The organism is Pantoea sp. X-Soil-YNGN-775 (genome assembly GCF_059730575.1).
On sequence record NZ_AP035945.1, the window covers coordinates 2,268,812 to 2,291,683 of the forward strand.

Below are 22,872 nucleotides of genomic sequence, written 5' to 3' on the forward strand. Positions count from 1 at the left end.
CGGAAGGAGAAACCATGTCCCGATTCACCGAGCAGAAACTCTACATTGATGGCGCTTACGTTGCCGCGGCGTCTGGCGAGACGTTCCAGACCATCAACCCGGTCAACGGCGAAGTGCTGGCAGAGGTCCACGCTGCCGGCCAGCAGGATGTCGATCGCGCCGTTGTCGCCGCCCGTAAAGGCCAGAAAGTCTGGGCCGCGATGACCGCAATGGAGCGTTCACGCATTCTGCGCCGCGCCGTCGATATTCTGCGTGAGCGCAACGATGAACTGGCTGAGCTGGAGATGCTGGATACCGGTAAACCGCTGAGCGAAACCGCCAGCGTCGACATTGTTACCGGTGCTGACGTGCTGGAGTACTATGCCGGGCTGGTGCCGGCCCTTGAAGGCCAGCAGATCCCGCTGCGTGACACTTCCTTCGTCTATACCCGCCGCGAACCGCTGGGCGTGGTGGCCGGCATTGGTGCCTGGAACTACCCGATTCAGATCGCGCTGTGGAAATCAGCACCGGCGCTGGCGGCCGGAAACGCGATGATTTTCAAACCCAGCGAAATCACGCCGCTTACCGCCCTGAAACTGGCGGAGATCTACACCGAAGCGGGCCTGCCGGACGGCGTGTTCAACGTGCTGCCGGGCATCGGTTCGGTCACTGGTCAGCTGCTGACCGAACATCCAGGCATCGACAAAGTGTCGTTCACCGGTGGTGTTGTCAGCGGCAAAAAAGTGATGGCCAACGCCGCCGGTTCAACCCTGAAAGAGGTCACCATGGAGCTGGGCGGCAAATCACCGCTGATCATCTTTGATGACGCCGATCTCGATCTGGCGGCTGACATCGCCATGATGGCCAACTTCTACAGCTCGGGCCAGGTCTGCACCAACGGTACCCGGGTATTTATCCCGACAAAACTGCAGACGGCGTTCGAAGCCAAAATCAGCGAGCGCGTGGCCCGCATCCGGGCGGGCGATCTGCGTCAGCCAGAGACCAACTTTGGCCCGATGGTCAGCTTCAGCCATCGCGATAACGTGATGCGCTACATCGAATCCGGCATTGCCGAAGGCGCACGCCTGCTGTGCGGCGGAAAACGTCTGACCGGTGGCGAGTTCGATCAGGGCGCCTGGGTAGCACCCACGGTGTTCACCGACTGCCGCGATGAGATGAAGATCGTCCGTGAAGAGATCTTCGGACCGGTGATGTCAATTCTGAGCTACGACAGCGAAGAAGAAGTGATCCGCCGCGCCAACGACACCGACTTTGGTCTGGCTGCGGGTCTGGTCACCCAGGACCTGAACCGGGCGCACCGCGTGATCCATCAGATTGAAGCCGGCATTTGCTGGATCAACACCTGGGGTGAATCGGCAGCGGAAATGCCGGTTGGCGGCTACAAGCACTCCGGGATTGGACGCGAAAATGGCCTGATGACGCTACAGAGCTACACCCAGGTGAAGTCAGTGCAGGTTGAGCTGTCGCGTTTTCAGTCGGTATTTTAATCATTAAAACCTGAGGAACGATGAATGGAATTTGATTACATCATTATTGGAGCCGGATCCGCAGGGAACGTTTTGGCCACCCGTCTGACCGAGGACAGCAACGTCAATGTACTGCTGCTGGAAGCGGGCGGCCCGGATTATCGATTTGATTTCAGGACCCAGATGCCTGCGGCACTGGCCTATCCATTGCAGGGAAAACGCTATAACTGGGCCTACGAAACTGAGCCAGAGCCTTACATGAACAATCGCCGCATGGAGTGTGGTCGCGGCAAAGGCCTGGGCGGTTCGTCGCTGATTAACGGCATGTGCTACATCCGCGGCAACGCCATGGATCTGGATAACTGGGCCACCGCGCCTGGGCTGGAGCACTGGAGCTATCTTGACTGCCTGCCCTACTATCGCAAAGCAGAAACCCGTGATATCGGTCCGAATGACTTCCACGGCGGCGACGGTCCGGTATGCGTAGCGACGCCGAAAGCCGGCAATAATGTGCTGTTTGAAGCGATGATCGAAGCGGGAGTACAGGCCGGTTATCCGCGCACTGACGACCTCAACGGTTTCCAGCAGGAAGGTTTTGGTCCAATGGACCGCACCGTGACGCCGCAGGGCCGCCGTTCCAGCACCGCCCGTGGCTATCTTGACCAGGCCAAAGGCCGGCCGAACCTGAAGATCATCACCCATGCCACCACCGACCGCATCGTGTTTGACGGTAAACGTGCGGTCGGCGTGGAGTATCTGCAGGGTGACAGCAACAGCATCAATAAAGTCACGGCTCGCCGCGAAGTGCTGCTGTGCGCCGGTGCTATTGCCTCTCCACAGATCCTGCAACGCTCCGGCGTCGGCTCACCGGAACTGCTGAAGCAGTTTGATATCCCGCTGGTACACGACCTGCCGGGCGTTGGTGAGAACCTGCAGGACCATCTGGAGATGTATCTGCAGTACGAATGTAAAGAGCCGGTGTCGCTCTACCCGGCGCTGAAATGGTGGAACCAGCCGAAAATCGGTGCCGAGTGGATGTTCAACGGCAGCGGGATTGGTGCCAGCAACCAGTTCGAAGCGGGCGGCTTTATCCGCAGCCGTGAAGAGTTCAGCTGGCCGAATATTCAGTACCACTTTCTGCCGGTGGCGATTAACTACAACGGTTCGAACGCGGTCGATGCGCACGGCTTCCAGTGTCACGTCGGCTCAATGCGCTCACCGAGCCGCGGCCATGTCCGGCTGAAGTCACGCGATCCACGTCGTCATCCGGCGATTCTGTTTAACTACATGTCACATGAGCAGGACTGGCATGAGTTCCGCGATGCGATTCGTATTACGCGCGAAATCATCAATCAGCCGGCGCTGGATAAATATCGCGGCCGTGAGATTAGCCCTGGGCTGGAGTGCCAGACCGACGAACAGCTGGATGAGTTTGTGCGTAACCATGGCGAAACCGCTTATCACCCGTGTGGCACCTGTAAAATGGGTAACGACGAGATGTCGGTGGTCGACGGTGAAGGCCGGGTGCATGGTCTGCAAGGGCTACGCGTGGTCGATGCGTCGATCATGCCGCTGATCATCACCGGTAACCTCAACGCCACCACCATCATGATTGGCGAAAAGATTGCTGACCTGATCCGTGGTCGCGATCCGTTGCCGCGCAGCACTGCCCGCTATTACGTTGCCGGCGATGCCCCGGTGCGTAAGGTGCCGCAGCGCGCTGACTAATCAGTGACGTTGTCACTTAATCACAGCCGGGCACTCTGTTGTCCGGCTGTTTTTTATATTCACCTTTGATTAACACATCCTTCCTGATTAACCTCTGTTTGCATTGTGATAGACCTAAATGAAGCCCAAACGAAGCATAATCTGCTATTGATCTCCAGTCAGGCGAAATGCTATAAATCTGGCGTGTTTATAACCGGAGGCACTATTCGTCCACTGATGAGAAGCAACAATGTGGATGCGTCGTTAATATTATGAGCAGAATGTTCATTTCAATCCCTGTCACCTTTACCCCTTTCCTCTCTGGCTGGAACGCCGCCGATCAGCACTGGCGCAGCGCCCTGTAGTCCCCTTTCCGCTTCGACATCTCTGCTGAATCTGCTGACACATTGTGTGATGCAGGAACTGTTATCGTTGCTGGAGAACAACCATGCGTGCATGGATCTTATTATCACTCGCTATTGTTACTGAAATTATCGGCACTCTGTTTATGAAGTGGTCCAGCCTCAACGGCAGCCAGTCGGGCTACCTGATGATGCTGGCCATGATTGCCTGTTCTTATATTTTTCTGAGTTTCGCGATTAAACGTATCGCGCTGGGCGTGGCCTACGCGCTGTGGGAAGGGATTGGCATCATGCTGATTACCCTGTTCAGCGTGCAGCTGTTTGGCGAAACCCTGTCAGTGCTGAAACTTTGTGGCCTGATGACGCTGGTGGTCGGCATCGTGCTGATTAAAACCGGCACCCGCGCAACGCCGGAGGTGAATCATGGTCATCACTGATCTGATTCACGCCGCATGGCTGGCGCTGGCTATCGTGCTGGAGATTGCCGCCAACATCTTCCTTAAATACTCCAATGGTTTTAAGAAACCGCTGTATGGCGTGCTCTCGCTGGCCTGTGTGCTGCTGGCATTCAGTGCGCTGGCACAAGCGGTCAAAGGCATCGATTTGTCGATAGCCTATGCGGTCTGGGGTGGTTTTGGGATTATCGCCACGGTCACTGCAGGCTGGGTGTTATTTGGTCAGCGTCTGAACAGGAAAGGCTGGGCCGGATTAACCCTGCTGCTGGCCGGTATGATCCTGTTAAAACTGGCCTGATCGGCCAACTCAATCAGTGATATTTATTAAGGGTGTGCCATGGCATGCCCTTAACTTCCTGTGCTTACCCGCCCTGTTTCGATTGCTTTTTACTTCTTATCTGTGCTCGGAATCCTCTTACTTTTGTAAAGGCCCGTTTACATATCTGTTGCCTTAAGGCTAAGTGAGCGCCCAAAGACGGATAAAACGAAAAACGAGGAATTTTTCATGTCTGCAACACGAGGATGGTCAACGGAACTGGAGGGGTTACGCGGCATTGCCTCTCTTTGGGTGCTGGTCGGCCACATCAGTCTGCTGGTGCATTGCCATATCACGCTTATTTCATCCCCTGGCATTGGGGTCGATCTGTTTATTCTGTTATCGGGTTATCTGATGGCGAAAAACTACGTCGAGCGTCAACAGAAAGAGCCGTGGCAGAGCACAGAGACCATTAAGAAGTTCTGGATCCGACGCTTTTTCCGCATCGCCCCGCTCTACTATCTGTTGCTGATCATCGCCCTGATCTACGGCCCGTGGTTTGGCGAAATGCGTGACACCATAGCCCATTTCTACTCCGGCACCGCCACTGAGTCATCCCGTTACACCGACCAGTCGCTGGCCAATATTGTTACCCACTTCAGTTTCCTGTTTGGCCTGTTGCCGGAGTATGGCTTCAATACCGTGCTGCCAGACTGGAGTATTGGGCTGGAGATGCAGTTCTATCTGCTGTTCCCGTTCATCATGCTGGTGACGCTGCGCTTTGGCTATGCGGCTTCGCTGATCGGCATTATGGCGCTGTGCTGCGCCGGACGTTATCTGCTGGCGGATTATTATGAAGCCTTCGAGATGCCGTCGATGATCCTGATTAAGCTCAACATGTTCCTGTCGGGTATGCTGCTGGCCGAAGCGATTCGCCGTAAATCGCTGCTCTACGTGGCTTATGCGCTACTGGGCCCGGTCGCCAGCGTGGCGATAGGACTGGAAGCGATTAAGCTGCAGGTGATTATGGAAGCGCTGATGATCGTCGGGATGACCGCCATCCTGTGGCAATATCAGGAAAACAGCCTGATGGCACGACTGATTATACTACCGCGTAAGTTACTGAATAACCGCCTGAGCACCTGGCTGGGCGACGTGTCGTTTTCGGTTTACCTGCTGCATCTGCTGATTGTTATCCCGCTGATCGCCCTGCTGCTCACCCATACCGACATCGAGTTCAAAAGCGATCTGGTGCGTTTCCTGACCGTCTGCGTTACCGCTATTCCGGTGACCTACGCGCTGGCGTCGCTGCTGTATAAATATGTTGAGAAGCCCGGTATTCAGATCGGCAAACGCGTTCTGAGACCTAAACTGGCGAACCAGGCGGGCTAATCGGTTACATCGCCTCTGCATCAAAGCCCCCTCTGTGGGGCTTTTTTTATGCCTGAAGCCTGGATCACGCCTGCACTTGCCGCACCCTGACAGCCTTGCGCTACACTTTTCCCGATACCCCATGACAGATCAACACAGGAGAGACTATGAGCGTTCAGCATCTGCTGCTTTCCAGCGACGGTGGTCATCTGATCATCGAGGCTGATGAGCTGGAAACTGAGCTGGTGATCCCGCCGCACCTGCGCCCCGCTGGCGGCGATGAAGCGGACGGTGAGACCGGTCATCGGGTTGCCGTAACCCGGCACTACTGTAAAGGGCGCTATTACGCTGTGGCACTGGATCGCCATGCGGCCAGCAATGAAATCGATGATGTGATCGACCTGCTGCATCCGGCGCCGATCGATTAGCGGGCTGCGGTGGTACCCAGTCCGGCAGGAATAAGTGCCACATTATTTGACATTGAGATTTAACACTGAGAAAGAGGATGGTTATGCAGAATAAGAAGTGGTTCGTTTCCTATGTGATTAAGCCAAAAGGTGAGGATCACGTGACCGCGCATGCTTTCATCGAGGGCAATGAGGTTGAAGAGGCACTGGAGGCGTATATGTTTGAAATTAAAAAGAACATGGAGCTGCAAACCGAAGAGATCACCCTGCTCTCCGTCAGCCTGGTGTAAACCGGCCCGATCAATTAACCTCGCTGCGGCGGGGTTTTTTCTGGCTGAATAATGTGAACGCTGTAGCTGAGTGGAAATTCAGGCTGCGAGCACGCTCACTCTTCCACTGAGGAAGCAGCCTGAACCTGTTGTTAGCCGTTAACCCCTTTGGCATTTAATAATGAAAGGCAATTAAAGCTGTTTATTTTAAAAAGATTATCATTATGTTGTTCAGGAAACTGGAAACAGATTTTATTGACTTCTGCGCGCTCTGTATTTCTAAAGTTTATTTTCCCTCTGTGTTTATCCTTTTAAAGTGATAACAATATTACCGATGCCGCCAGTCTGTATCAGTCTCATTCAGAACAGCTTGTATCATTACGGCCACTGGCTGGTCAGAAATGAAAACAATACGCACCTCATATTCTGAAAAATATCTGGAGCGCGCCAGCACATGTAACTCAGGGCATTGATAAAGAAACAAAAGCTGACGGTTATGCTGATTTTTATAGCGATAGTTTTATACCGGCATCTGGCATAGTACGCTGAATTTATCGACCGTAAAAAATATTTATTTTTCACATCATGAAGGACCGACCACTAACATGCGGGTCTGAGCCACCATCCTTAACTGCCTTGATTACAACAGAGAATCAAGGCTTTTCCGCTGGATAACTGGAAGTGTCCTTCTCACTTAAGGAAATTTGCCTGTGTTTGTCCCTGGTCTTGTCAGCATTGTTATTCCTGCGTGGAAAGCGACGTGGTTCGGGGCTGCGCTGCAAAGCGCCCTCGATCAGGATTACGAGGCTTGTGAAATTATCATCGGGGATGACAGTCAGGATGACGAAATTGCACGCATTGTAGCGAAACATCGGCAACGTTCTCGCTGGCCTGTTGACTATGATCGCAATAGCCCGTCACGGGGGGAGATGGAAAACACCGCCTGTTGTCTGAGTCGGGCCCGCGGAGAATATATAAAGTTCCTGCATGATGATGACATGCTTAAACCCGACTGTGTCAGTAAGCTAGTAGCAGCCATTAATCAGCATCCTGATATTGTCATGGCCACCTCTCACCGTGAAATGATTGATGTGCGAGGACGTCGTCTGCCGGACCACGAAGGGTCAGCCCCGCTATTTAATAGTGATAGCGTACTTCATGGGCAGGATGTAATTAATTTTGAAGCCGGACAGCCGCTTAACTTCATCGGTGAGCCGAGCGTGGTGCTTATCCGCGCCACTGTACTGCACACTATTCTCGCCGAAGGGGAGCCGTTGTCAGTACTCGGCGGCCAATCAATGCCCTTTCTCGGCGATCTAGCCATGTATCTTAAGGTCCTGCGCTATGGCCATCTGGCAATGGTGACTCAGACACTGGCTCAGTACCGCATTTCTCGCAGCCAGTCACTTTCTACGGTTAACGATCATGCAGAGCTGGTCAATGCTACCCATAGAAATATGCCTGCGGTGTTAAAAGCGTCCGGCTGGCACGATCCGGCCCGGACATACAGTCAAATCCGCGTTGCTCCGCTCACCCATCCAGACCAGTTTAGCGAGCACAATATACTCCATGAAATTGGCGCTTCGCTCGCCAGCAGCAGAGTGAATATGTGGTTAGGCGAGCGAAGCTTACGCCCGGCTCAACAACGCTTATTACGTGAATATCTCACCACTCAGGTCACCACTTCCCGCTGTACGGTGTTTATTGATGCACGAAACGGAGACTGGCAAGCCTGGGATACCACCCTGCAGAGCCTCAAGCTGAGCGTTGCCGGACTATGCTGGCAGGTTGTCGCCCTGACAGACAGTCAGGTCAATTATCTGCCTGCCGGAACGGCACAGTTGCGCCTGGATCTGACAGAAGGCCTGGCTGCGCTGAACAACCACATCCGTGAATCAGCGAGTGACTGGCTGCTGTTTATTGACGCAGGTTACCAGTTGCTGCCTTCTGGCCTTCACGCACTCTCCACCACCTTACATCAGGCCAGCCAGTATAATGCCTTGTATACCGACATCATTTATCGGCTCGGCGGTAAACCGCGAAGCACACTTTTCCGGCCAGATTTCAATCCGGACTTTTTTTTAAGTTCTCCTGACCAGATGTCCCGCGGTTGGATCTTTAAGCGTGAATGGGTCATTGCGGCTGGCGGATTAAATCTGACCTGCGCAGAAGCGTTTGAATTTGAGTTACAGCTACGGCTGATCGAATCCGCGGGCATTGACACCATTGGCCACCTGAGCGAGCCGCTGTTGCAGGCAGCGAGGACCAGCAGAAATCATTCAGCAGATCAGCGGTTGCTGCTGGCGCACCTGCATCGCCGTGGTTTTCTGCAGGCAGAGGTGTTGCCCACCCGTCAGGGTCCCTGGCAGCTTAAATATCATCATCAGGGTAAACCGCTGGTCACTATTGCCATACTGGCACGGCAGTTCGACAGCGTCAGTCGCTGTGTGATGGCGGTACTGGAATCCACGAGTTATCCAAATTATGAACTGCTGATTGTGGCAGATAAACGTGAAGATGAGGAAAGAGCAGCGTGGCTGGCGGGTATATCCGGTCTCGCATCCCAGCGCATCAGAGTATTGCACTACCCCGCAGCCTGGCAGCGGGCGGGAATGGCCAATCTGGCTATTCTTAACGCTCAGGGTGATTATTTGCTGTTGTTAAACAGCGATATTCAGGTGGCCGATGCAGAGTGGCTGGATAATATGCTGAATCATGCCCGGCGGCCTGAGGTTGCCATTGTCGGTGGCAAGCAACGCTATGCCAATAATCTGATTCGCCATGCCGGCTATGTTTTAGGTTTAAAAGGGGGCATAGCAGGCGAACCTTTTTACGGTACTGACGATAATAATAACGGCTACCTGTCACGCCTGCACGCCGACCAAAATTACTCGGCGGTTTCCGGCGATTTTATGCTGGTACGCAAGGATATCTGTTATGCCGTCAATGGCTTTGACGCCGACTTAACGTGTTATGACGATATCGACTTTTGCCTGCGCGTAGGCCAACTCGGTGGGCTGGTGGTCTGGACACCCTATGCCTGCGGCTGCCGACAGCCAGAAAAAACCCTCTCTGATATGCCCGTGTCACAGCGTGATAAAGAAGAAAATATCATGTTTGAACGCTGGTTAGTGCAAATCAGTCAGGATCCTGCCTATAACAAGAATTTATCGTTAACGACGCCGTTTGAGCTGCAAAACAGCAATCAGCATCACTGGCTACCCTTGTGCTGGCATCCCTTGCCGGTGGTCATGCCAGTGACCGGTGAGCCAGAGAGAATGAATGCTTACAGAGTGACTGAACCGTTTACTGCACTGCGCGATGCCGGAGTAATTGAGGGTAAGCAGATGACGTCGCTGCCCGCGTTACCTGAGGTGACCCGCTACAATCCTGACGTAATAGTAATTGAACAGCAGACCGGCGCAGACTTTAATTCATGGATAGCAAAATTATCGCGCTTCAATTCAGCTTTCAAAGTTGGCATGATTAACGCAACATTGTCGAAGGATTTACTTTTACATCCGGAATCGCAAGATGCCAGACAACATTTCATCAACACGATAAGAGGAAATCTTGGTTATATTGACCGTCTTATCGTTAACAACGAAACAGAGGCTGAGTTATTTTCCAGCCTTCACTCTGATATTATCATTATGCCCACCTGTTTGCCGCAGGCAGACTGGGGTCAAATAAGCAGCCTGCGCAGGCAGGGAAAAAAACCGCGTATTGGTCTGCCAGGAAGACTCTGTCATAAAGATATGCAACAAATCATCGCCCGACTGATTAACGCCTTTGCAGATCAGGTTGAATGGTTAATTTTTGGCGCCTGCCCGCCGGCGCTGCGGCCGTTAATTAATAGTGTAATTCGTGAGACCGATAGCGAGATTTATCATAAGGAATTGATGCAAGTGCATCCTGACCTTGCTCTGATCCCACACGACGGGTATCCGCTAACAGACGCTGTGGCTTATCTGTACCTGATTGAATATGGAGCCTGTGGAATACCTTTAATTTGCAGTGAATCTGTCGGCACCGGCAGCAATACGTTGACAACCACACGCGTAGCCAACCAGTATGCTGAATGGCACAATGCAATAAATGCCCATCTGCACGACGCTGAAAACAGTGAAAGTATGGGCAAGGGTTTGCAAAATGAAGTGCGCCAGCACTGCCTGGCAGATGATGCATGGATGAAGAAATGGTCAGCAGTATGTTGCAGCACCTGATCTCGCTTCAGTGACCGACATTACTGATGGCTCAGATAAGATTTATGCAAATCAACATGCACAATCTGATGTAGTGAATCCCGCTGATCGGGCATTGGCGGGACACGGTAATCTCCATAGACTTGTTGCAGGATGCGATCGTAAGCGGCAGGAGCAAAACAGTGAAGTTCTTCGAAACAGACTTCGATTCGCTCCAGATAATGCCCGGTCCGCTGATGAGTTTTGTCTCCAGCCATGCTCACAACCCGCGCTGATATTTCAGACTGCAAAGGATCTTTCAAAGTCGCCAGCCGCAGTTGTGCCCGTATCAGACATTTTTTTCCTGCCATCCGGCTCAGAATACCGAAAAGATAGTATTTACATTGTGTTCGCCCGGGGAGTGGTTTACTGACATAAGCCCCCATCAGATGGGTTACTTAACAACAAGATTAATTATTAACAGGCCGGTGATAAATGGTGAGCGTGATTTTTATGGGTTTCTTTGGTGCTGGCAACATCTTTCATATCAAAATAAGATGGCGGGAAAGTAATCTGCTTTATGCTAAAGATATCCGTACATCCTGTCACTGTCTGGCAGCAAGCGGACAAGAGATTACATGTTAGCGCCATTCGCTGCGAAAGCGCCTGCCTGTAAATGCCGTCAAAAATTTACTATGCAATCAGATTTTATTAACTCTCATTTTTTACTGACTGAAGGCGAAAAACATTTTTATCATCATTACTTCTCATCACGCGGGCTGGATTTCCTGATGCAATGATATTTTCTTCAATGTCATTAACAACCACCGCTCCCATGCCAATAATCACACTATTACCTACGCCTTTATTTTCTTTAATGCAGGCATTCATCCCTATAAATACACCACTGCCAATTTTACAGTTTCCACCCAGCATCACGCCTGGAGAAATTACGCTACTCTCCCCAATATGACAATCATGGCCAACATAGACCTGCGGCTGTATAAAGGCATTATTACTTATCACACAATCGCAGGAGATAAACGCCTGTTTGCAAACTACAACGCCCTCCCCTAAAAAAGTTGAGGTGCTTATATCCACATCAGGATGCACCAGCGTAGCCAAAGGAATGCCACTGGCCTTTATTTTTTTTATTAATTTATTCCTGAGCATTGGTTCGCCTACTGCAACCACGCATTCAATATCTTTAATATCAACTGCTGCGCTGAATTCGATAACAGAAACATTATTCAATAGCCGATTGGGGTGAATGTCATCAATAAAAAAAATACTCGTCCAGCGCTGATCTTGTGCATTAATCACGCTGGCCAGTGCGAAAACTTCTCGCCCTAACCCTCCTGCGCCATAAATTCCGAGCTTCATACTGTTTCTCGCTGTTTAACGCTATCAGAGCGAAGCTTAGCGGCCACGTTGAGAACAACGTTAATCACGCGCTGTTGATCCTCCGCAGCTAAACCTGCATAGATTGGCAGGCAAAGCACCTGGTTTGCCAGTCGCCGTGCGACCGGTAGATTGTCCGGATTCGCGCTTGCCAGGCCGGAGTAAACCGGGAAATCGCTGATCAGAGGAAAGAAATAACGGCGAGCCACTATTCCCTGATTTTTTAAAGCGGCATAAAGCTCATCGCGACTGCAGTTTAAGTCCGCACCAATAAATAACGGAAAATAAGCATAGTTCCAGCTGACATGTGCATCAGGTTGAATAATTTTCACACCTTCGAGGTGAGCAAAGGCTTGTCTGTATCGCTGGTAACACGCTTTCCTCTGTAAAAGCGCATGATCAATATGCTTAAGCTGTAGCAATCCAAAAGCGGCTTGCAATTCGTTCATCTTGGCATTTATACCAATAGCATCCACTGTGGTTTCACTTGAAAAACCAAAGTTTTTTAAACGATCAATATGACGTTTGGTTTCCAGATCCGGACATATTATAGCGCCACCTTCAACTGTATTAAAAACTTTAGTCGCATGAAAACTCAGGATTGATAAATCACCCTGTTGCAAAATTGAATTGCCTTCACAGGTTACGCCAAAAGCATGTGCTGCATCATAAATGACTTTTAAACCGTGCTTCCTCGCCAGCGCATCAATTTTGTCTACGTCCGCTGGGATACCATAACAGTGAACCGGCAAAATTGCCGTTGTCTGAGGTGTAATGGCCTGCTCGATTTTATCGGGATCCAGATTGCCGGTAATCGGATCAATATCAACAAATATCGGTTTCAGGCCGCTCCAGGAGAGCGAATGTGAGGTGGCCACAAAAGAATACGGTGTTGTAATGACCTCTCCCGTGATCCCCAAAGCACGAATGGCGCACAACAATGCTAGCGTGCCATTCGAAAACAATGAAATGTGCTGGCAGCCTAAATAGCTTGCCAGAGATAGTTCGAGCTGGCGATGAAAAGGACCATTGTTGGTCAGTTGTTTATTTTCCCAGATCTGTTCCAGATATGGATAGAATTCTGACAGCGGAGGTAACAGGGGGCTGGTTACATAAATATCGTTACTTACACCCATCCTGATATACTCCTGGAAAATTATTATGTGTTTTAACCTATACTTCCTGATGACTCTCATAGCTGAGAAGCAATGGATTATAGCAATATTGCGCAATCACTAATAACCGGAAAAGGCAACGCTACCAGACGTATTAAGAACATTTGACCAGACAGGTCTGGCCGCGTTTGGCGATAATTATCGTTGATTTATTATCTGTTTTTTTATTCTGATTAAGGATGCATAATCACCTGTTTTTTAGCAGAATTAGAAGACAGGCAATGCCTGAGGCCTCATTCAGCAGCGATTTTTTACTTAAATATGACCCGCTTTATACAACAACCATTGGGTGTGCTCTTACAATTAATATTTTGTCAGACAATCAGAGACGTTCACTTTTAAAATAAACTTAGCCCATTATGGCGTGATGTTCGGGAAGGATCCGTTCGGAAAAGAACGTCTCAGCTAAATTACTGGCTGGCAGGAATGATTCATTGTCATCAATCCCGTTTTCCTGACACCCGGAACATAAAGCAGAGTTTATTAATAATTGAGGGATACTGGTGAAGTGCGATGACTGGCCGTCACCGTTCTACCGGCACGCCGACGTAAAAAAGCCCGCACTGCGCGGGCTTGAATACGGATTGCTGACAATGATCAGGCGGACTGACCGGTAAAGTCGATCACCATTCTTCCACGGATTTTGCCGTGGATCATCTCATCGAAAATGGTATTGATCTCGCCGATTTTCCTTTTGGTCACTTTCGGCACCACTTTTCCTTCGGCAGCAAACTGGAAAGCTTCAGCCAGGTCGTTACGAGTACCGACCAGCGAGCCGACCACCTGAATGCCGTCGAGCACCAGTCGCGGTATATTCAGGCTCATCTCTTCAGGCGGCAGCCCGACAGCCACTACCCGGCCTCCGGCTCTGACCGCATCCACCGCCGAGTTAAATGCCGCTTTGGCAACGGCAGTGACTACCGCTGCGTGTGCGCCACCGGTTTTTTCCTGAATCACCGCAGCTGCATCTTCAGTGGCGGAGTTAACCACCAGATCGGCACCCATCTGTTTTGCCAGTTCAAGCTGCGCATCACTGATGTCGATAGCAATAACTTTGGCGTTGAACACATTCTTCGCGTACTGCAATGCGAGGTTACCCAGTCCGCCGAGGCCATAGATGGCAATCCATTGACCCGGTTTCACCTCTGAGACTTTCACCGCTTTATAAGTGGTGACGCCAGCGCAGGTAACACTGCTGGCGGCGTAAGGATCAAGTCCTTCCGGCACTTTAACCGAATAATCCGCTACCACAATGCACTCTTCAGCCATGCCGCCGTCAACGGTATAACCGGCATTCACCACATCGCGACAGAGTGTTTCATTTCCTGAATTACAGTATTCGCAGTGGCCGCAGCCCTTGAAGAACCACGCCACGCTGGCGCGATCGCCCGGCTTAAGCGAGGTGACATCGGGTGCCACTTCCTCAACGATACCAATACCTTCATGCCCGAGCGTCACGCCCGTTTTGTCGCCAAAATCACCGTTTTTGACGTGCAAATCGGTATGGCAAACCCCGCAGCACTCCATCCGCAGCCGTGCCTCGCCATTCTTCAGCGGGCGCAGAGTTTTCTCTACAACATCAACCTGGTGCTCACTATTAGCAATTGCAGCTTTCATAAACATACCTCCCTTTGATTAAGCCTTAAGGATAAGCCAAACGCCTGTGAGCACAAGTTTGCGGGCGGACTGGGATGGGTGGCGTTGAGGGGATGTGGAGTACAAGCTGATGGTGATTGATTAACGCGCTGAAATTCTGCGTCCGTGTGCCATAAGCTCGATCGGCGGCTGATGAATTCACGCTGGATTAAAGCGGCACTGGTTCCGGCAAAGCAGAACAGAGGGCAACAGGATGGGGTCTGACTGATTGATTTTTCGATAAAATATTGATCAGGAACACCAGACAAAAAAAGACCGAATACGATTCCTATATTCGGTCCAGGGAAATGGCTCTCAGTGAGCCGTGCGCTAAAAGTTGGCATTCTTGCAGGCGGTTTCGCCTTGCAAGTTAAGATTAGAACAGCGCGCGGGTTTTGCCAGTCAGCGCGAGGCTTAGGGCCGGAAACTGAAACAGTTTGTGATCGCAACGGCAGAAAACAGCAGAATTCAGGTGCAGCGCAGCGCTGCACCCGGCGGGTTTATTTACCGCACAGCGCCTGGGTGCGCTCAACAATCGGCTGCAGGCTCATCATATGGCCTGGATTGGCTTTATCTTCGCTCTGAATCACGCTGATCGGCTGAGCTTTTACCTGTTTGGTTTTGAACAGCTGATCCGCTTTGTCATTCAACGGATATTGCATCAGAGTGCTGGGGTTGATGGCAAACAGTGAACCGTCTTTCTCACAGGTCAGCATCACCTCTTCGCGGTTAAACGGCCACTTGTCTTTACCGATTTCAAAGCGGCTGACGGTAATGATCTGCGCCGCCAGCGCCTGGCCGCATACGGATAACAACAGGACTGCGGGAATCACTTTCTTCAGCAACATAACTTACCTTTACGCATTTCTTAATAATATTCAGGCTGGCGACAGCGTGGCAAAAACGCTGACCAGCCCAACCACTCCACATGCCAGCAGCAGTTCAAGCTGGGTCATGCGGATAAATTTTTGCTGCGTCCCACTGCCCGCCAGACGGAAGCGTGGCACCAGCCAGTAACGGTTAATCAGCGCCACCAGCACCATCAATGCCACCAGCAATACTTTCCACAGCAATAAAGCCACGTAACGTGAATCGGGCCACGCCAGCGGCCAGCCGAGGATCAGCAGGCTGTTGATCATCCCGGTCAGCAGGGTTAACGCCACGGCCAGATGACCATAACGGGAAAAACGCATCATGGTGCGGATAGCGTCTGTACGGCGATCGATCTGGCGAGCTTCACGCATCAACAGCAGCAGCGGTAATAAACCGCCAGCCCAGAACGCCGCGCCCGTCAGATGTAACGCCTGACTGATCTGCTGCAGTGCGCCGGGCCCGCCTTCGCGCATCGCCGCGTGTCCGGTTAAGGCCAGAGCGGCCAGTTGCAGCACCCCCGCCAGCAGCAGTGTCTGCGCTCGTAACCGTCCCTTCAGCCATAGCCCTGCGACAGCAAAGACGCCGAACAGCATCTCCCACTGCCACACCGCGCCAAAGCGGGTGCCTAGTACCGCCAGCCAGACCGCGCTATCGGCCAGATTGGCACTGTCGCCGCTCATTAATACGTTCTGGCAGGCCAGCATCGCCAGTGCACTCAGCAGTGCCAGCCACGCGCTCCACTGCAATAACGGATTTAAGCAGATCGTCAGCCGTGGACGATAGCGCGCCGGTGCCAGCAGCGCGCAATAACATGCGCTGGCGGTCAGCAGCATCAGGGCGGCAAAATGCAACCCGCGCAGCATCACCCAGACGGAGTCCACCACGATTATTTCACGCTGAAGCGGTAGCTTCCTGAGGTTTTATGCCCATCGACCGACAGCACATGCCAGTTAACCTGGTAACTGCCAGCGTTAAGCGGCTGAGGCAGATCGACAATCAGACGACTGGCGTGCTGTGGCTCGACACGCACTTTACCGGTTGCCACCGGCTGTTGGGCCGCATCCAGCAAGGTCACGCCGCTGAACGCCGCCTCGATATCTTCGCTAAAATTGAGCGTCAGCGCATCGGTTGAATGGGTCAACTGCGCGTCAGCCACCGGGCTTGATGACTGAAGATGCGCATGGGCCAGCGCAGACTGACTAAAGGCGAAGCCTGCGGCCGCCACCAGCGCAATCATCATGCGGGAAACCGGTTTTTTCTGCATAAGATCATCCTTTTAACAACCGTTGACGCGACAAACGTGGCGAAAGGATACGCTGCTCTATTTGTGGTGTCGAGGCCAGCGATGCGATCCTTAACCCTTGATTCAGGCCGGCGAAAACATTACTTTTGCCCCACATCATCAGGAGAACACTATGAGCCATAACCTTGCCCAGCTATCCCGGGAAGAGAAAGACAAAATCAATGTCGATCTGGCGGCAGCGGGCGTGGCGTTCAAAGAGCGCTATAACATGCCGGTGGTCGCAGAGATGGTCGCACAGGAACAACCAGAAGCCCTGCGCGACTGGTTTCGCCAGCGTCTGATGCACTATCGCCAGGCCTCACTCAGCCTGTCGCGTCTGCCTTATGAACCGAAGATGAAACAATGATATTACGCGTAATTGATACTGAAACCTGCGGCCTGCAGGGCGGCGTGGTGGAAGTGGCCTCGGTCGACGTGATCAACGGTCAGATAGTCAATCCGATGAGCGACCTGATCCTGCCCGACCGCCCTATCAGCCGTCAGGCGATGGCGGTGCATCGCATTACCGAAGCGATGGTGGCCGACAAGCCGACCATTGAACAGGCGATCTCCCGCTACCACGGCAGCGCGTTCTACGTGGCGCATAACGCCAGTTTTGACCGCCGCATGCTGCCGGAGATGTACGGAGAGTGGATCTGCACCATGCAGCTGGCGCGTCAGCTGTGGCCAGGGATTAAATATGGCAACCAGGCGCTACGGCACTCGCTGAAGCTGGACGTGACGCCACCGGCGGATCTGCATGCGCACCGCGCGCTGTATGATTGTTATGTTACCGCCGCGCTGTTGATTCGCATCATGGAGACCTCGGGCTGGAGCGCCTCCGAAATGATTGTGCGGTCGCAACCGGCAGCCCAGCGCGACGATATTCTGCCGTTCGGCAAATACCGCGGCCAGGCGATTGCGGTGATCGCCCGTAAAGATCCGGGCTACCTGAAATGGATGCTGGATAACGTGACCGATCTGCGCCCGCCATTACGGCAGGCGCTGCGTAAATACCTCAGTGAGGCTCAGTAATCCCCGGTCGGCGGTAGCGTGCCCTGTGCCAGCCCGAGAATAAACGTGTACTCCATCGCCACCCCTTCATAGGCTTTATAGCGACCGGACTTGCCGCCGTGGCCGGCATCCATGTCGGTACACAGCAGCAGCAGGTTATTATCGGTTTTCAGCGACCTCAGCTTCGCCACCCATTTGGCCGGTTCCCAGTACTGCACCTGCGAGTCGTGCAGGCCGGTGGTCACCAGCAGATGCGGATAGGCTTTGGCTTCAATATTGTCGTAGGGGCTGTACTGGCGGATGTAGTGATAATATTCCGCCTGCTCAGGATTGCCCCATTCGTCATATTCTCCGGTGGTGAGCGGGATCGACTCATCCAGCATGGTGGTCACCACATCGACAAACGGTACCTGCGCCACCACGCCATGGAAACGCTGCGGTGCCATGTTGATCACCGCGCCCATCAGCAGGCCACCGGCGCTGCCGCCCATCGCGTAGAGTCGTTCAGGATGACCGAATCCACGCGCCACCAACGCGTTAGTCACGTCGATAAAATCGGTGAAGCTGTTCATCTTCTTCAGCAGGCGGCCCGCGTCATACCATTGCTGGCCTAACTCGCCGCCGCCGCGTACCTGAACCAGCGCGTAGACAAAACCGCGATCCAGCAGACTCAGGCGGCTGACGCTGAAATCGGCGTCCATGCTGCTGCCGTAGGCCCCGTAGCCATACACCAGCATCGGATTCTGACCAGGCTGATAATATTTGCGGTGATAAACCAGCGAGACCGGCACTTCCGTACCATCACTGACTTTGATCCAGTGATGCTCACTTTTGTAATCGTCCGCATTGAAACCTTTGACCGCGCTCTGCTTCAGGATGCGGCGCTCGCCGGTATCCATATCCAGCTCAAACAGCGTGGTCGGCGTGGTCATTGAGGAGTAGCCGTAGCGCAGTTTACTGGTGCGTGGCGTCGGGTTGTAGGCCAGCCAGGTGACATAGGTCGGATCGTCAAAGGCGATGCCGCTGTTTTCGCCGCTGGCCCAGTTGATCTGCCGCAGGCTGGTCAGCCCGCGCTGCCGCTCCTCCACCACCAGCCAGTCGCGGAACAGCTGGAAATCTTCCATTACCACATGATCGCGCGCCGGGATCAGCGTCTCCCAGCGGGATTCCGCCAGATAACGGGTGCGATAAAGCCCGAAGTTCTTGCCGTCACGGTTGGACCGGATAAAAAACTGATGATCGTAGTGATCGAGGCTGTACTCATGATCGCGGTGGCGCGGCAGGAATACGTGCGGCTGCGCATCCGGAAAGTTAGCGTCAATCAGCTGAATTTCGCTGGTGGTGGTGCTGTATAGCGCGATCAGGATGAACTGCTTAGAGGTAGTTTTGTGCACGCTGAGGTGATAAGTATCATCCTGCTCTTCATACACCAGCTGGTCGTCGGACTGCGGCGTACCCAGTTCATGCCGCCACACCTGATAAGAGAGCAGCGTCTGCGGATGTTTCTGCACATAGTAGACGGTACGGGAGTCGTTGCCCCAGGCGAAGCTGGATGAGGCGTTGCTCAGCACTTCGGGATACCAGCTGCCGCTCAGCAGATTGCGGAAGCGAATGCCATATTGCCGCCGCGACAGGAAATCTTCGGCCAGCGCCATTACCTGATTATCCGGGCTGATGTGCAGTGCGCCCATAGTGTAGAACTCACTGTGGGAGGCGCGCTGATTGGCATCCAGCAGCAGCGTCCACTCATCCGACGCCCCGCTGGCGGCGGGCTGGCGATAATAAGCCGGATATTCATTGCCGCTCTGATAGCGACTCTGATAACGATACCCGTTCTTCACATAGGGCACCGAATGGTCTTCTGGCGGCAGACGGTCAATGATCTCCTTTAGCACCCGCTCCTGCAGCGGTTGCTGAGTCGACATGATTTTGCGGCCATAGTTATTTTCAGCCCGCAGGTAATCAAGTACTTCGCTATCTTCACGTTTGTCGTCGCGTAGCCAGTAGTAGTTATCGACGCGCGTTTCACCATGCAGCGTCATCTCATGCGGTATTTTCTTTGCGATGGGTGCTTTCATGACATCCGTCTCCGTGAAAGTAATGATCTGTAAGCGTGGCACCAAAGGCGCAGGAAGCCAAGCATCAGCTGGTACGGAAACAGCAAGCTGGCCACCGGTAGTGGCCAGTGGGGGGTTAACTGGCAGGCAGGCGGGCCTTCTCCGCCACGATATCCTGTTGGATCCCATCACGGACATCCTGCGGAATTTTAAGCGCGTCGCCGAGCGCTGACAGATAGCTGCGTTCCATGAAGTGGTCGACGTCAATCGCAGCGCAGCTCAGGAAATAGAGTTCCAGTGCCTCTTCTTCGTTCTTTACGCCAGCCGCCAGCCACTGCGGATCGAGCGGTCGGCTCATCGCTTGCTGGATCAGCTGTTCGGCATCTTTGCCGTAGCCGGACTGCTGAATGTTCTGCTCAATCGCCGCGCGTTCCTGATCGTCGATGTGGCCGTCGCTCTTGGCAGCAAACACCAGCGCGGTGACCAGCCGCTCCGCCCGCAGGTCGACCGGGGTCTGCGCCACGCCAAAGTCAGGCTCGTCCTGATGTGTTTCACGCACCCGCTGTTTGTATTTATTCCACAGCAGCGCGCCAGCGGCGGCACCGCCGCCGATAATCAGCGCTTTGCCGCCATACTGAGTTAACAGTTTGCGTGAGGATTTACTGGAAATCAGCATACCCGCCAGACCGCCTAACGCGCCCGGTGCCAGCATATCGCTTAAGCCCCCGCCGGACTGACTGTTACCGCCCTTCTTTGCCAGTACCGACTGAATCTGTTGCAACCAGTTATTCATCTTCCACTCCTGTTTTAGATGGTAGTCCGCCATCCTGACAAAAAAGATGTCAGGAAACGTCAGAGCGGGAAAAGTACGGCAAAACAGCCGATGACCGGGAGGAAAGATGAGAACGCAAACGTTTTCGTTTATACTGCGCGCGCATTTTGACTGCTTAGGTGAATTTATGACAACTCTCGGAACAGCGCTGCGCCCTGCGGCCACGCGCGTGATGCTATTAGGTTCAGGCGAACTGGGTAAAGAAGTGGCGCTGGAGTGTCAGCGTCTGGGTGTGGAAGTGATTGCTGTCGATCGCTATGCCGACGCCCCGGCAATGCATGTGGCGCATCGCAGCCATGTGATCAACATGCTGGATGGCGACGCGCTGGCCGCGCTGATCGCGCAGGAGAAGCCTGACTTTGTGGTGCCGGAAATCGAAGCCATCGCCACCGATAAACTGGTTGAGCTGGAACAGCAAGGCCAGCGTGTGGTGCCAACCGCCCGCGCCGCGCAGCTGACCATGAACCGCGAAGGCATTCGCCGTCTGGCAGCCGAAGAGCTGTCGCTGCCGACCTCCCGTTACCGCTTCGCCGACAGTAAAGCGCGTTTCGATCAGGCTGCCGCAGAGATCGGTTTTCCCTGCATCGTAAAACCGGTGATGAGTTCATCCGGCAAAGGCCAGAGCTTTATCCGCGATGCCAGTCAGCTGGACCGTGCATGGGAATATGCGCAGCAAGGCGGTCGTGCCGGTGCCGGTCGGGTCATCGTCGAAGGGGTGGTGGCGTTTGATTTTGAAATTACCCTGCTGACCATCAGTGCAGTCGATGGCATTCATTTCTGCGCGCCGATTGGTCATCGTCAGGAAGACGGCGATTACCGTGAATCCTGGCAGCCGCAGCAGATGAGCGATCTGGCGCTGCAGCGGGCGCAGGCCATTGCGGCTCAGGTGGTGAAGGCGCTGGGCGGCTACGGTCTGTTTGGCGTTGAGCTGTTCATCTGCGGCGATGAGGTGGTGTTCAGCGAAGTGTCGCCGCGTCCGCATGATACCGGTATGGTCACCCTGATTTCGCAGGATCTGTCGGAGTTTGCGCTGCACGTGCGCGCTTTCCTTGGCTTACCGATTGGCGGCATCCGCCAGTATGGCCCTGCTGCATCGGCAGTGATCCTGCCGCAGCTTACCAGCCAGAATGTGCAATTCGTGAATGTCGATGCGGCGCTGGGGGCTGGTCTGCAACTGCGCCTGTTCGGCAAACCGGAGATCAGCGGTCAGCGTCGGTTAGGCGTGGCGCTGGCCAGCGGTGAGACCACCGATCAGGCGATTGCGCGCGCCGTTGCCAGCGCAGCTGCGGTGACGGTCGAGGGATAACTCCACGGCGGTGAGCCGGTGCTCACCGCCTGCTCTTACTTCGCCCCTTCCACTGCCTCACGCGCCAGTCGGGTAATCCGATCCCAGTCGCCGGTTTCCAGCGCATCGTTTGGCACCAGCCAAGACCCGCCAATACACAGCACGCTTTTCAGCGCCAGATAGTCACGGTAGTTGGCCGGAGAAATGCCACCGGTCGGGCAGAAACGCACCTGCGGGAAAGGTCCGCCAATCGCCTGCAGCGCTTTCACGCCACCGTTGGCTTCTGCCGGGAAGAATTTGAATTCACGCAGGCCGTAATCCATGCCGGTCATCAGTTCAGAAACGGTGCTGATGCCAGGAATTAACGGCACCGGCCCTTCGACGGCGGCTTTCAGTAATGATTCGGTGACGCCAGGGCTGATGATAAACTGCGCGCCCGCATCGGTTACTTCCTGCAACTGCTGGGGATTGATCACCGTACCGGCACCGACAATCGCCTCCGGCACCTGTTTGATCATCGCCCGCAGTGCATCCATCGCTACCGGGGTGCGCAGCGTCACTTCCAGCACCCTGACGCCGCCCGCGACCAGCGCTTTCGCCATCGGAACCGCGTGTTCCAGCTTGTTTACCACGATCACCGGCACGACCGGTCCGGTGGTCAGAATCTGTTCGGCACTCGTTTTCCAGTTTTTCATCACTTCCCCTTGCTTGATAACACCGGGATTAGCGGCCCGGTCATGGAGCATCGGCTCCTGCCCTGTAATTGCGCCACTACCATACAGGATCCGGTTCCTGAGCGTCTATCGCCTCAAACGATTTTTGAAACGCCAGTTCACTTTTC

General features: G+C 53.6%; 21 protein-coding genes. 11 read left to right on the forward strand and 10 right to left on the reverse strand.

Annotated elements, in window-relative coordinates:
• Positions 1-14: 14 nt before the first annotated feature.
• From betB to AC6I8I_RS10765, 8 genes are all read left to right on the forward strand, one after another.
• Positions 15-1,487 carry a betaine-aldehyde dehydrogenase gene (gene betB, locus AC6I8I_RS10730; protein ID WP_497827822.1) on the forward strand — a complete coding sequence of 491 codons (1,473 nt, stop codon included), beginning with the start codon at positions 15-17 and terminating at the stop codon, positions 1,485-1,487.
• A 24-nt stretch (positions 1,488-1,511) separates the two neighbouring features.
• A complete protein-coding gene (gene betA / locus AC6I8I_RS10735) occupies positions 1,512-3,194 on the forward strand; it encodes a choline dehydrogenase (protein WP_312055750.1) in 1,683 nt (560 codons plus the stop codon).
• Positions 3,195-3,621: 427 nt separating this feature from the next.
• Positions 3,622-3,972 (forward strand): multidrug/spermidine efflux SMR transporter subunit MdtJ, encoded by a 351-nt coding sequence (mdtJ, locus tag AC6I8I_RS10740; RefSeq protein WP_312055749.1) that lies wholly within the window; start codon positions 3,622-3,624, stop codon positions 3,970-3,972.
• A complete protein-coding gene (gene mdtI / locus AC6I8I_RS10745; RefSeq protein ID WP_312055748.1) occupies positions 3,959-4,288 on the forward strand; it encodes a multidrug/spermidine efflux SMR transporter subunit MdtI in 330 nt (109 codons plus the stop codon). The genes mdtJ and mdtI overlap by 14 nt, the downstream gene beginning before the upstream one ends.
• Positions 4,289-4,495: 207 nt before the next feature.
• A complete protein-coding gene (locus tag AC6I8I_RS10750) occupies positions 4,496-5,638 on the forward strand; it encodes an acyltransferase family protein (RefSeq protein WP_312757224.1) in 1,143 nt (380 codons plus the stop codon).
• 146 nt (positions 5,639-5,784) lie between these two features.
• A complete protein-coding gene (locus AC6I8I_RS10755) occupies positions 5,785-6,045 on the forward strand; it encodes a hypothetical protein (protein WP_312757226.1) in 261 nt (86 codons plus the stop codon).
• Between the two features lie 83 nt (positions 6,046-6,128).
• On the forward strand, positions 6,129-6,314 hold the full coding sequence (locus tag AC6I8I_RS10760) for a hypothetical protein (RefSeq protein WP_069728566.1): 186 nt from the start codon (positions 6,129-6,131) through the stop codon (positions 6,312-6,314).
• 689 nt (positions 6,315-7,003) lie between these two features.
• On the forward strand, positions 7,004-10,519 hold the full coding sequence (locus AC6I8I_RS10765) for a glycosyltransferase (protein WP_497827823.1): 3,516 nt from the start codon (positions 7,004-7,006) through the stop codon (positions 10,517-10,519).
• 20 nt (positions 10,520-10,539) lie between these two features.
• Here AC6I8I_RS10765 and AC6I8I_RS10770 read toward each other — a convergent pair whose 3' ends face one another.
• The 7 genes from AC6I8I_RS10770 to copC all read right to left on the reverse strand — a co-directional run bounded on the left by AC6I8I_RS10770 (position 10,540) and on the right by copC (position 16,825).
• Positions 10,540-10,848 carry a hypothetical protein gene (locus AC6I8I_RS10770; RefSeq protein WP_497827824.1) on the reverse strand — a complete coding sequence of 103 codons (309 nt, stop codon included), beginning with the start codon at positions 10,846-10,848 and terminating at the stop codon, positions 10,540-10,542.
• 340 nt (positions 10,849-11,188) lie between these two features.
• Positions 11,189-11,860: an acetyltransferase gene (locus AC6I8I_RS10775; RefSeq protein WP_497827825.1), complete on the reverse strand. Its 672-nt coding sequence runs from the start codon at positions 11,858-11,860 to the stop codon at positions 11,189-11,191.
• Positions 11,857-13,014, reverse strand: a complete 1,158-nt coding sequence (locus AC6I8I_RS10780) for a DegT/DnrJ/EryC1/StrS family aminotransferase (protein ID WP_497827826.1) — start codon at positions 13,012-13,014, stop codon at positions 11,857-11,859. The genes AC6I8I_RS10775 and AC6I8I_RS10780 overlap by 4 nt, the downstream gene beginning before the upstream one ends.
• A 636-nt stretch (positions 13,015-13,650) precedes the next feature.
• Positions 13,651-14,670, reverse strand: coding sequence for an alcohol dehydrogenase AdhP (gene adhP / locus AC6I8I_RS10785; RefSeq protein WP_312055740.1), 1,020 nt, complete (start codon positions 14,668-14,670; stop codon positions 13,651-13,653).
• A gap of 518 nt (positions 14,671-15,188) precedes the next feature.
• Positions 15,189-15,536: a YebY family protein gene (locus tag AC6I8I_RS10790; RefSeq protein WP_312055739.1), complete on the reverse strand. Its 348-nt coding sequence runs from the start codon at positions 15,534-15,536 to the stop codon at positions 15,189-15,191.
• A 30-nt stretch (positions 15,537-15,566) separates the two neighbouring features.
• On the reverse strand, positions 15,567-16,424 hold the full coding sequence (gene copD, locus AC6I8I_RS10795; RefSeq protein WP_497828652.1) for a copper homeostasis membrane protein CopD: 858 nt from the start codon (positions 16,422-16,424) through the stop codon (positions 15,567-15,569).
• A 23-nt stretch (positions 16,425-16,447) separates the two neighbouring features.
• On the reverse strand, positions 16,448-16,825 hold the full coding sequence (copC, locus tag AC6I8I_RS10800; protein ID WP_497827827.1) for a copper homeostasis periplasmic binding protein CopC: 378 nt from the start codon (positions 16,823-16,825) through the stop codon (positions 16,448-16,450).
• A 151-nt stretch (positions 16,826-16,976) separates the two neighbouring features.
• On the opposite strand from copC, the gene AC6I8I_RS10805 reads away from it, so the two are divergent.
• Together AC6I8I_RS10805 and exoX are read left to right on the forward strand one after the other, a co-directional pair.
• Entirely contained in the window at positions 16,977-17,210 is a 234-nt protein-coding gene (locus AC6I8I_RS10805) for a DNA polymerase III subunit theta (RefSeq protein ID WP_312055737.1), read from the forward strand.
• Entirely contained in the window at positions 17,207-17,878 is a 672-nt protein-coding gene (gene exoX / locus AC6I8I_RS10810; RefSeq protein ID WP_312757236.1) for an exodeoxyribonuclease X, read from the forward strand. The genes AC6I8I_RS10805 and exoX overlap by 4 nt, the downstream gene beginning before the upstream one ends.
• Here the strand turns inward: exoX and AC6I8I_RS10815 are convergent.
• Positions 17,872-19,935 carry a prolyl oligopeptidase family serine peptidase gene (locus AC6I8I_RS10815; protein WP_497827828.1) on the reverse strand — a complete coding sequence of 688 codons (2,064 nt, stop codon included), beginning with the start codon at positions 19,933-19,935 and terminating at the stop codon, positions 17,872-17,874. The two genes, exoX and AC6I8I_RS10815, sit on opposite strands and share 7 nt — an antisense overlap.
• A gap of 115 nt (positions 19,936-20,050) precedes the next feature.
• Entirely contained in the window at positions 20,051-20,707 is a 657-nt protein-coding gene (locus AC6I8I_RS10820) for a tellurite resistance TerB family protein (protein ID WP_312055735.1), read from the reverse strand.
• Positions 20,708-20,873: 166 nt separating this feature from the next.
• On the opposite strand from AC6I8I_RS10820, the gene purT reads away from it, so the two are divergent.
• Complete coding sequence (purT, locus tag AC6I8I_RS10825; RefSeq protein WP_031377489.1) at positions 20,874-22,052, forward strand: formate-dependent phosphoribosylglycinamide formyltransferase; 1,179 nt, start codon at positions 20,874-20,876, stop codon at positions 22,050-22,052.
• Between the two features lie 35 nt (positions 22,053-22,087).
• Here the strand turns inward: purT and AC6I8I_RS10830 are convergent, their stop codons facing one another.
• A complete protein-coding gene (locus AC6I8I_RS10830) occupies positions 22,088-22,726 on the reverse strand; it encodes a bifunctional 4-hydroxy-2-oxoglutarate aldolase/2-dehydro-3-deoxy-phosphogluconate aldolase (RefSeq protein ID WP_312757242.1) in 639 nt (212 codons plus the stop codon).
• Positions 22,727-22,872: the final 146 nt, after the last annotated feature.

Coding starts and splice junctions, on each gene's coding strand:
- betB (WP_497827822.1), top strand. CDS start 15: ATGTCCCGATTCACCGAGCAGAAACTCTACATTGATGGCGCTTACGTT.
- betA (WP_312055750.1), top strand. CDS start 1,512: ATGGAATTTGATTACATCATTATTGGAGCCGGATCCGCAGGGAACGTT.
- mdtJ (WP_312055749.1), top strand. CDS start 3,622: ATGCGTGCATGGATCTTATTATCACTCGCTATTGTTACTGAAATTATC.
- mdtI (WP_312055748.1), top strand. CDS start 3,959: ATGGTCATCACTGATCTGATTCACGCCGCATGGCTGGCGCTGGCTATC.
- AC6I8I_RS10750 (WP_312757224.1), top strand. CDS start 4,496: ATGTCTGCAACACGAGGATGGTCAACGGAACTGGAGGGGTTACGCGGC.
- AC6I8I_RS10755 (WP_312757226.1), top strand. CDS start 5,785: ATGAGCGTTCAGCATCTGCTGCTTTCCAGCGACGGTGGTCATCTGATC.
- AC6I8I_RS10760 (WP_069728566.1), top strand. CDS start 6,129: ATGCAGAATAAGAAGTGGTTCGTTTCCTATGTGATTAAGCCAAAAGGT.
- AC6I8I_RS10770 (WP_497827824.1), bottom strand. CDS start 10,848: ATGGCAGGAAAAAAATGTCTGATACGGGCACAACTGCGGCTGGCGACT.
- AC6I8I_RS10775 (WP_497827825.1), bottom strand. CDS start 11,860: ATGAAGCTCGGAATTTATGGCGCAGGAGGGTTAGGGCGAGAAGTTTTC.
- AC6I8I_RS10780 (WP_497827826.1), bottom strand. CDS start 13,014: ATGGGTGTAAGTAACGATATTTATGTAACCAGCCCCCTGTTACCTCCG.
- adhP (WP_312055740.1), bottom strand. CDS start 14,670: ATGAAAGCTGCAATTGCTAATAGTGAGCACCAGGTTGATGTTGTAGAG.
- AC6I8I_RS10790 (WP_312055739.1), bottom strand. CDS start 15,536: ATGTTGCTGAAGAAAGTGATTCCCGCAGTCCTGTTGTTATCCGTATGC.
- copD (WP_497828652.1), bottom strand. CDS start 16,424: ATGCTGCGCGGGTTGCATTTTGCCGCCCTGATGCTGCTGACCGCCAGC.
- copC (WP_497827827.1), bottom strand. CDS start 16,825: ATGCAGAAAAAACCGGTTTCCCGCATGATGATTGCGCTGGTGGCGGCC.
- AC6I8I_RS10805 (WP_312055737.1), top strand. CDS start 16,977: ATGAGCCATAACCTTGCCCAGCTATCCCGGGAAGAGAAAGACAAAATC.
- exoX (WP_312757236.1), top strand. CDS start 17,207: ATGATATTACGCGTAATTGATACTGAAACCTGCGGCCTGCAGGGCGGC.
- AC6I8I_RS10815 (WP_497827828.1), bottom strand. CDS start 19,935: ATGAAAGCACCCATCGCAAAGAAAATACCGCATGAGATGACGCTGCAT.
- AC6I8I_RS10820 (WP_312055735.1), bottom strand. CDS start 20,707: ATGAATAACTGGTTGCAACAGATTCAGTCGGTACTGGCAAAGAAGGGC.
- purT (WP_031377489.1), top strand. CDS start 20,874: ATGACAACTCTCGGAACAGCGCTGCGCCCTGCGGCCACGCGCGTGATG.
- AC6I8I_RS10830 (WP_312757242.1), bottom strand. CDS start 22,726: ATGAAAAACTGGAAAACGAGTGCCGAACAGATTCTGACCACCGGACCG.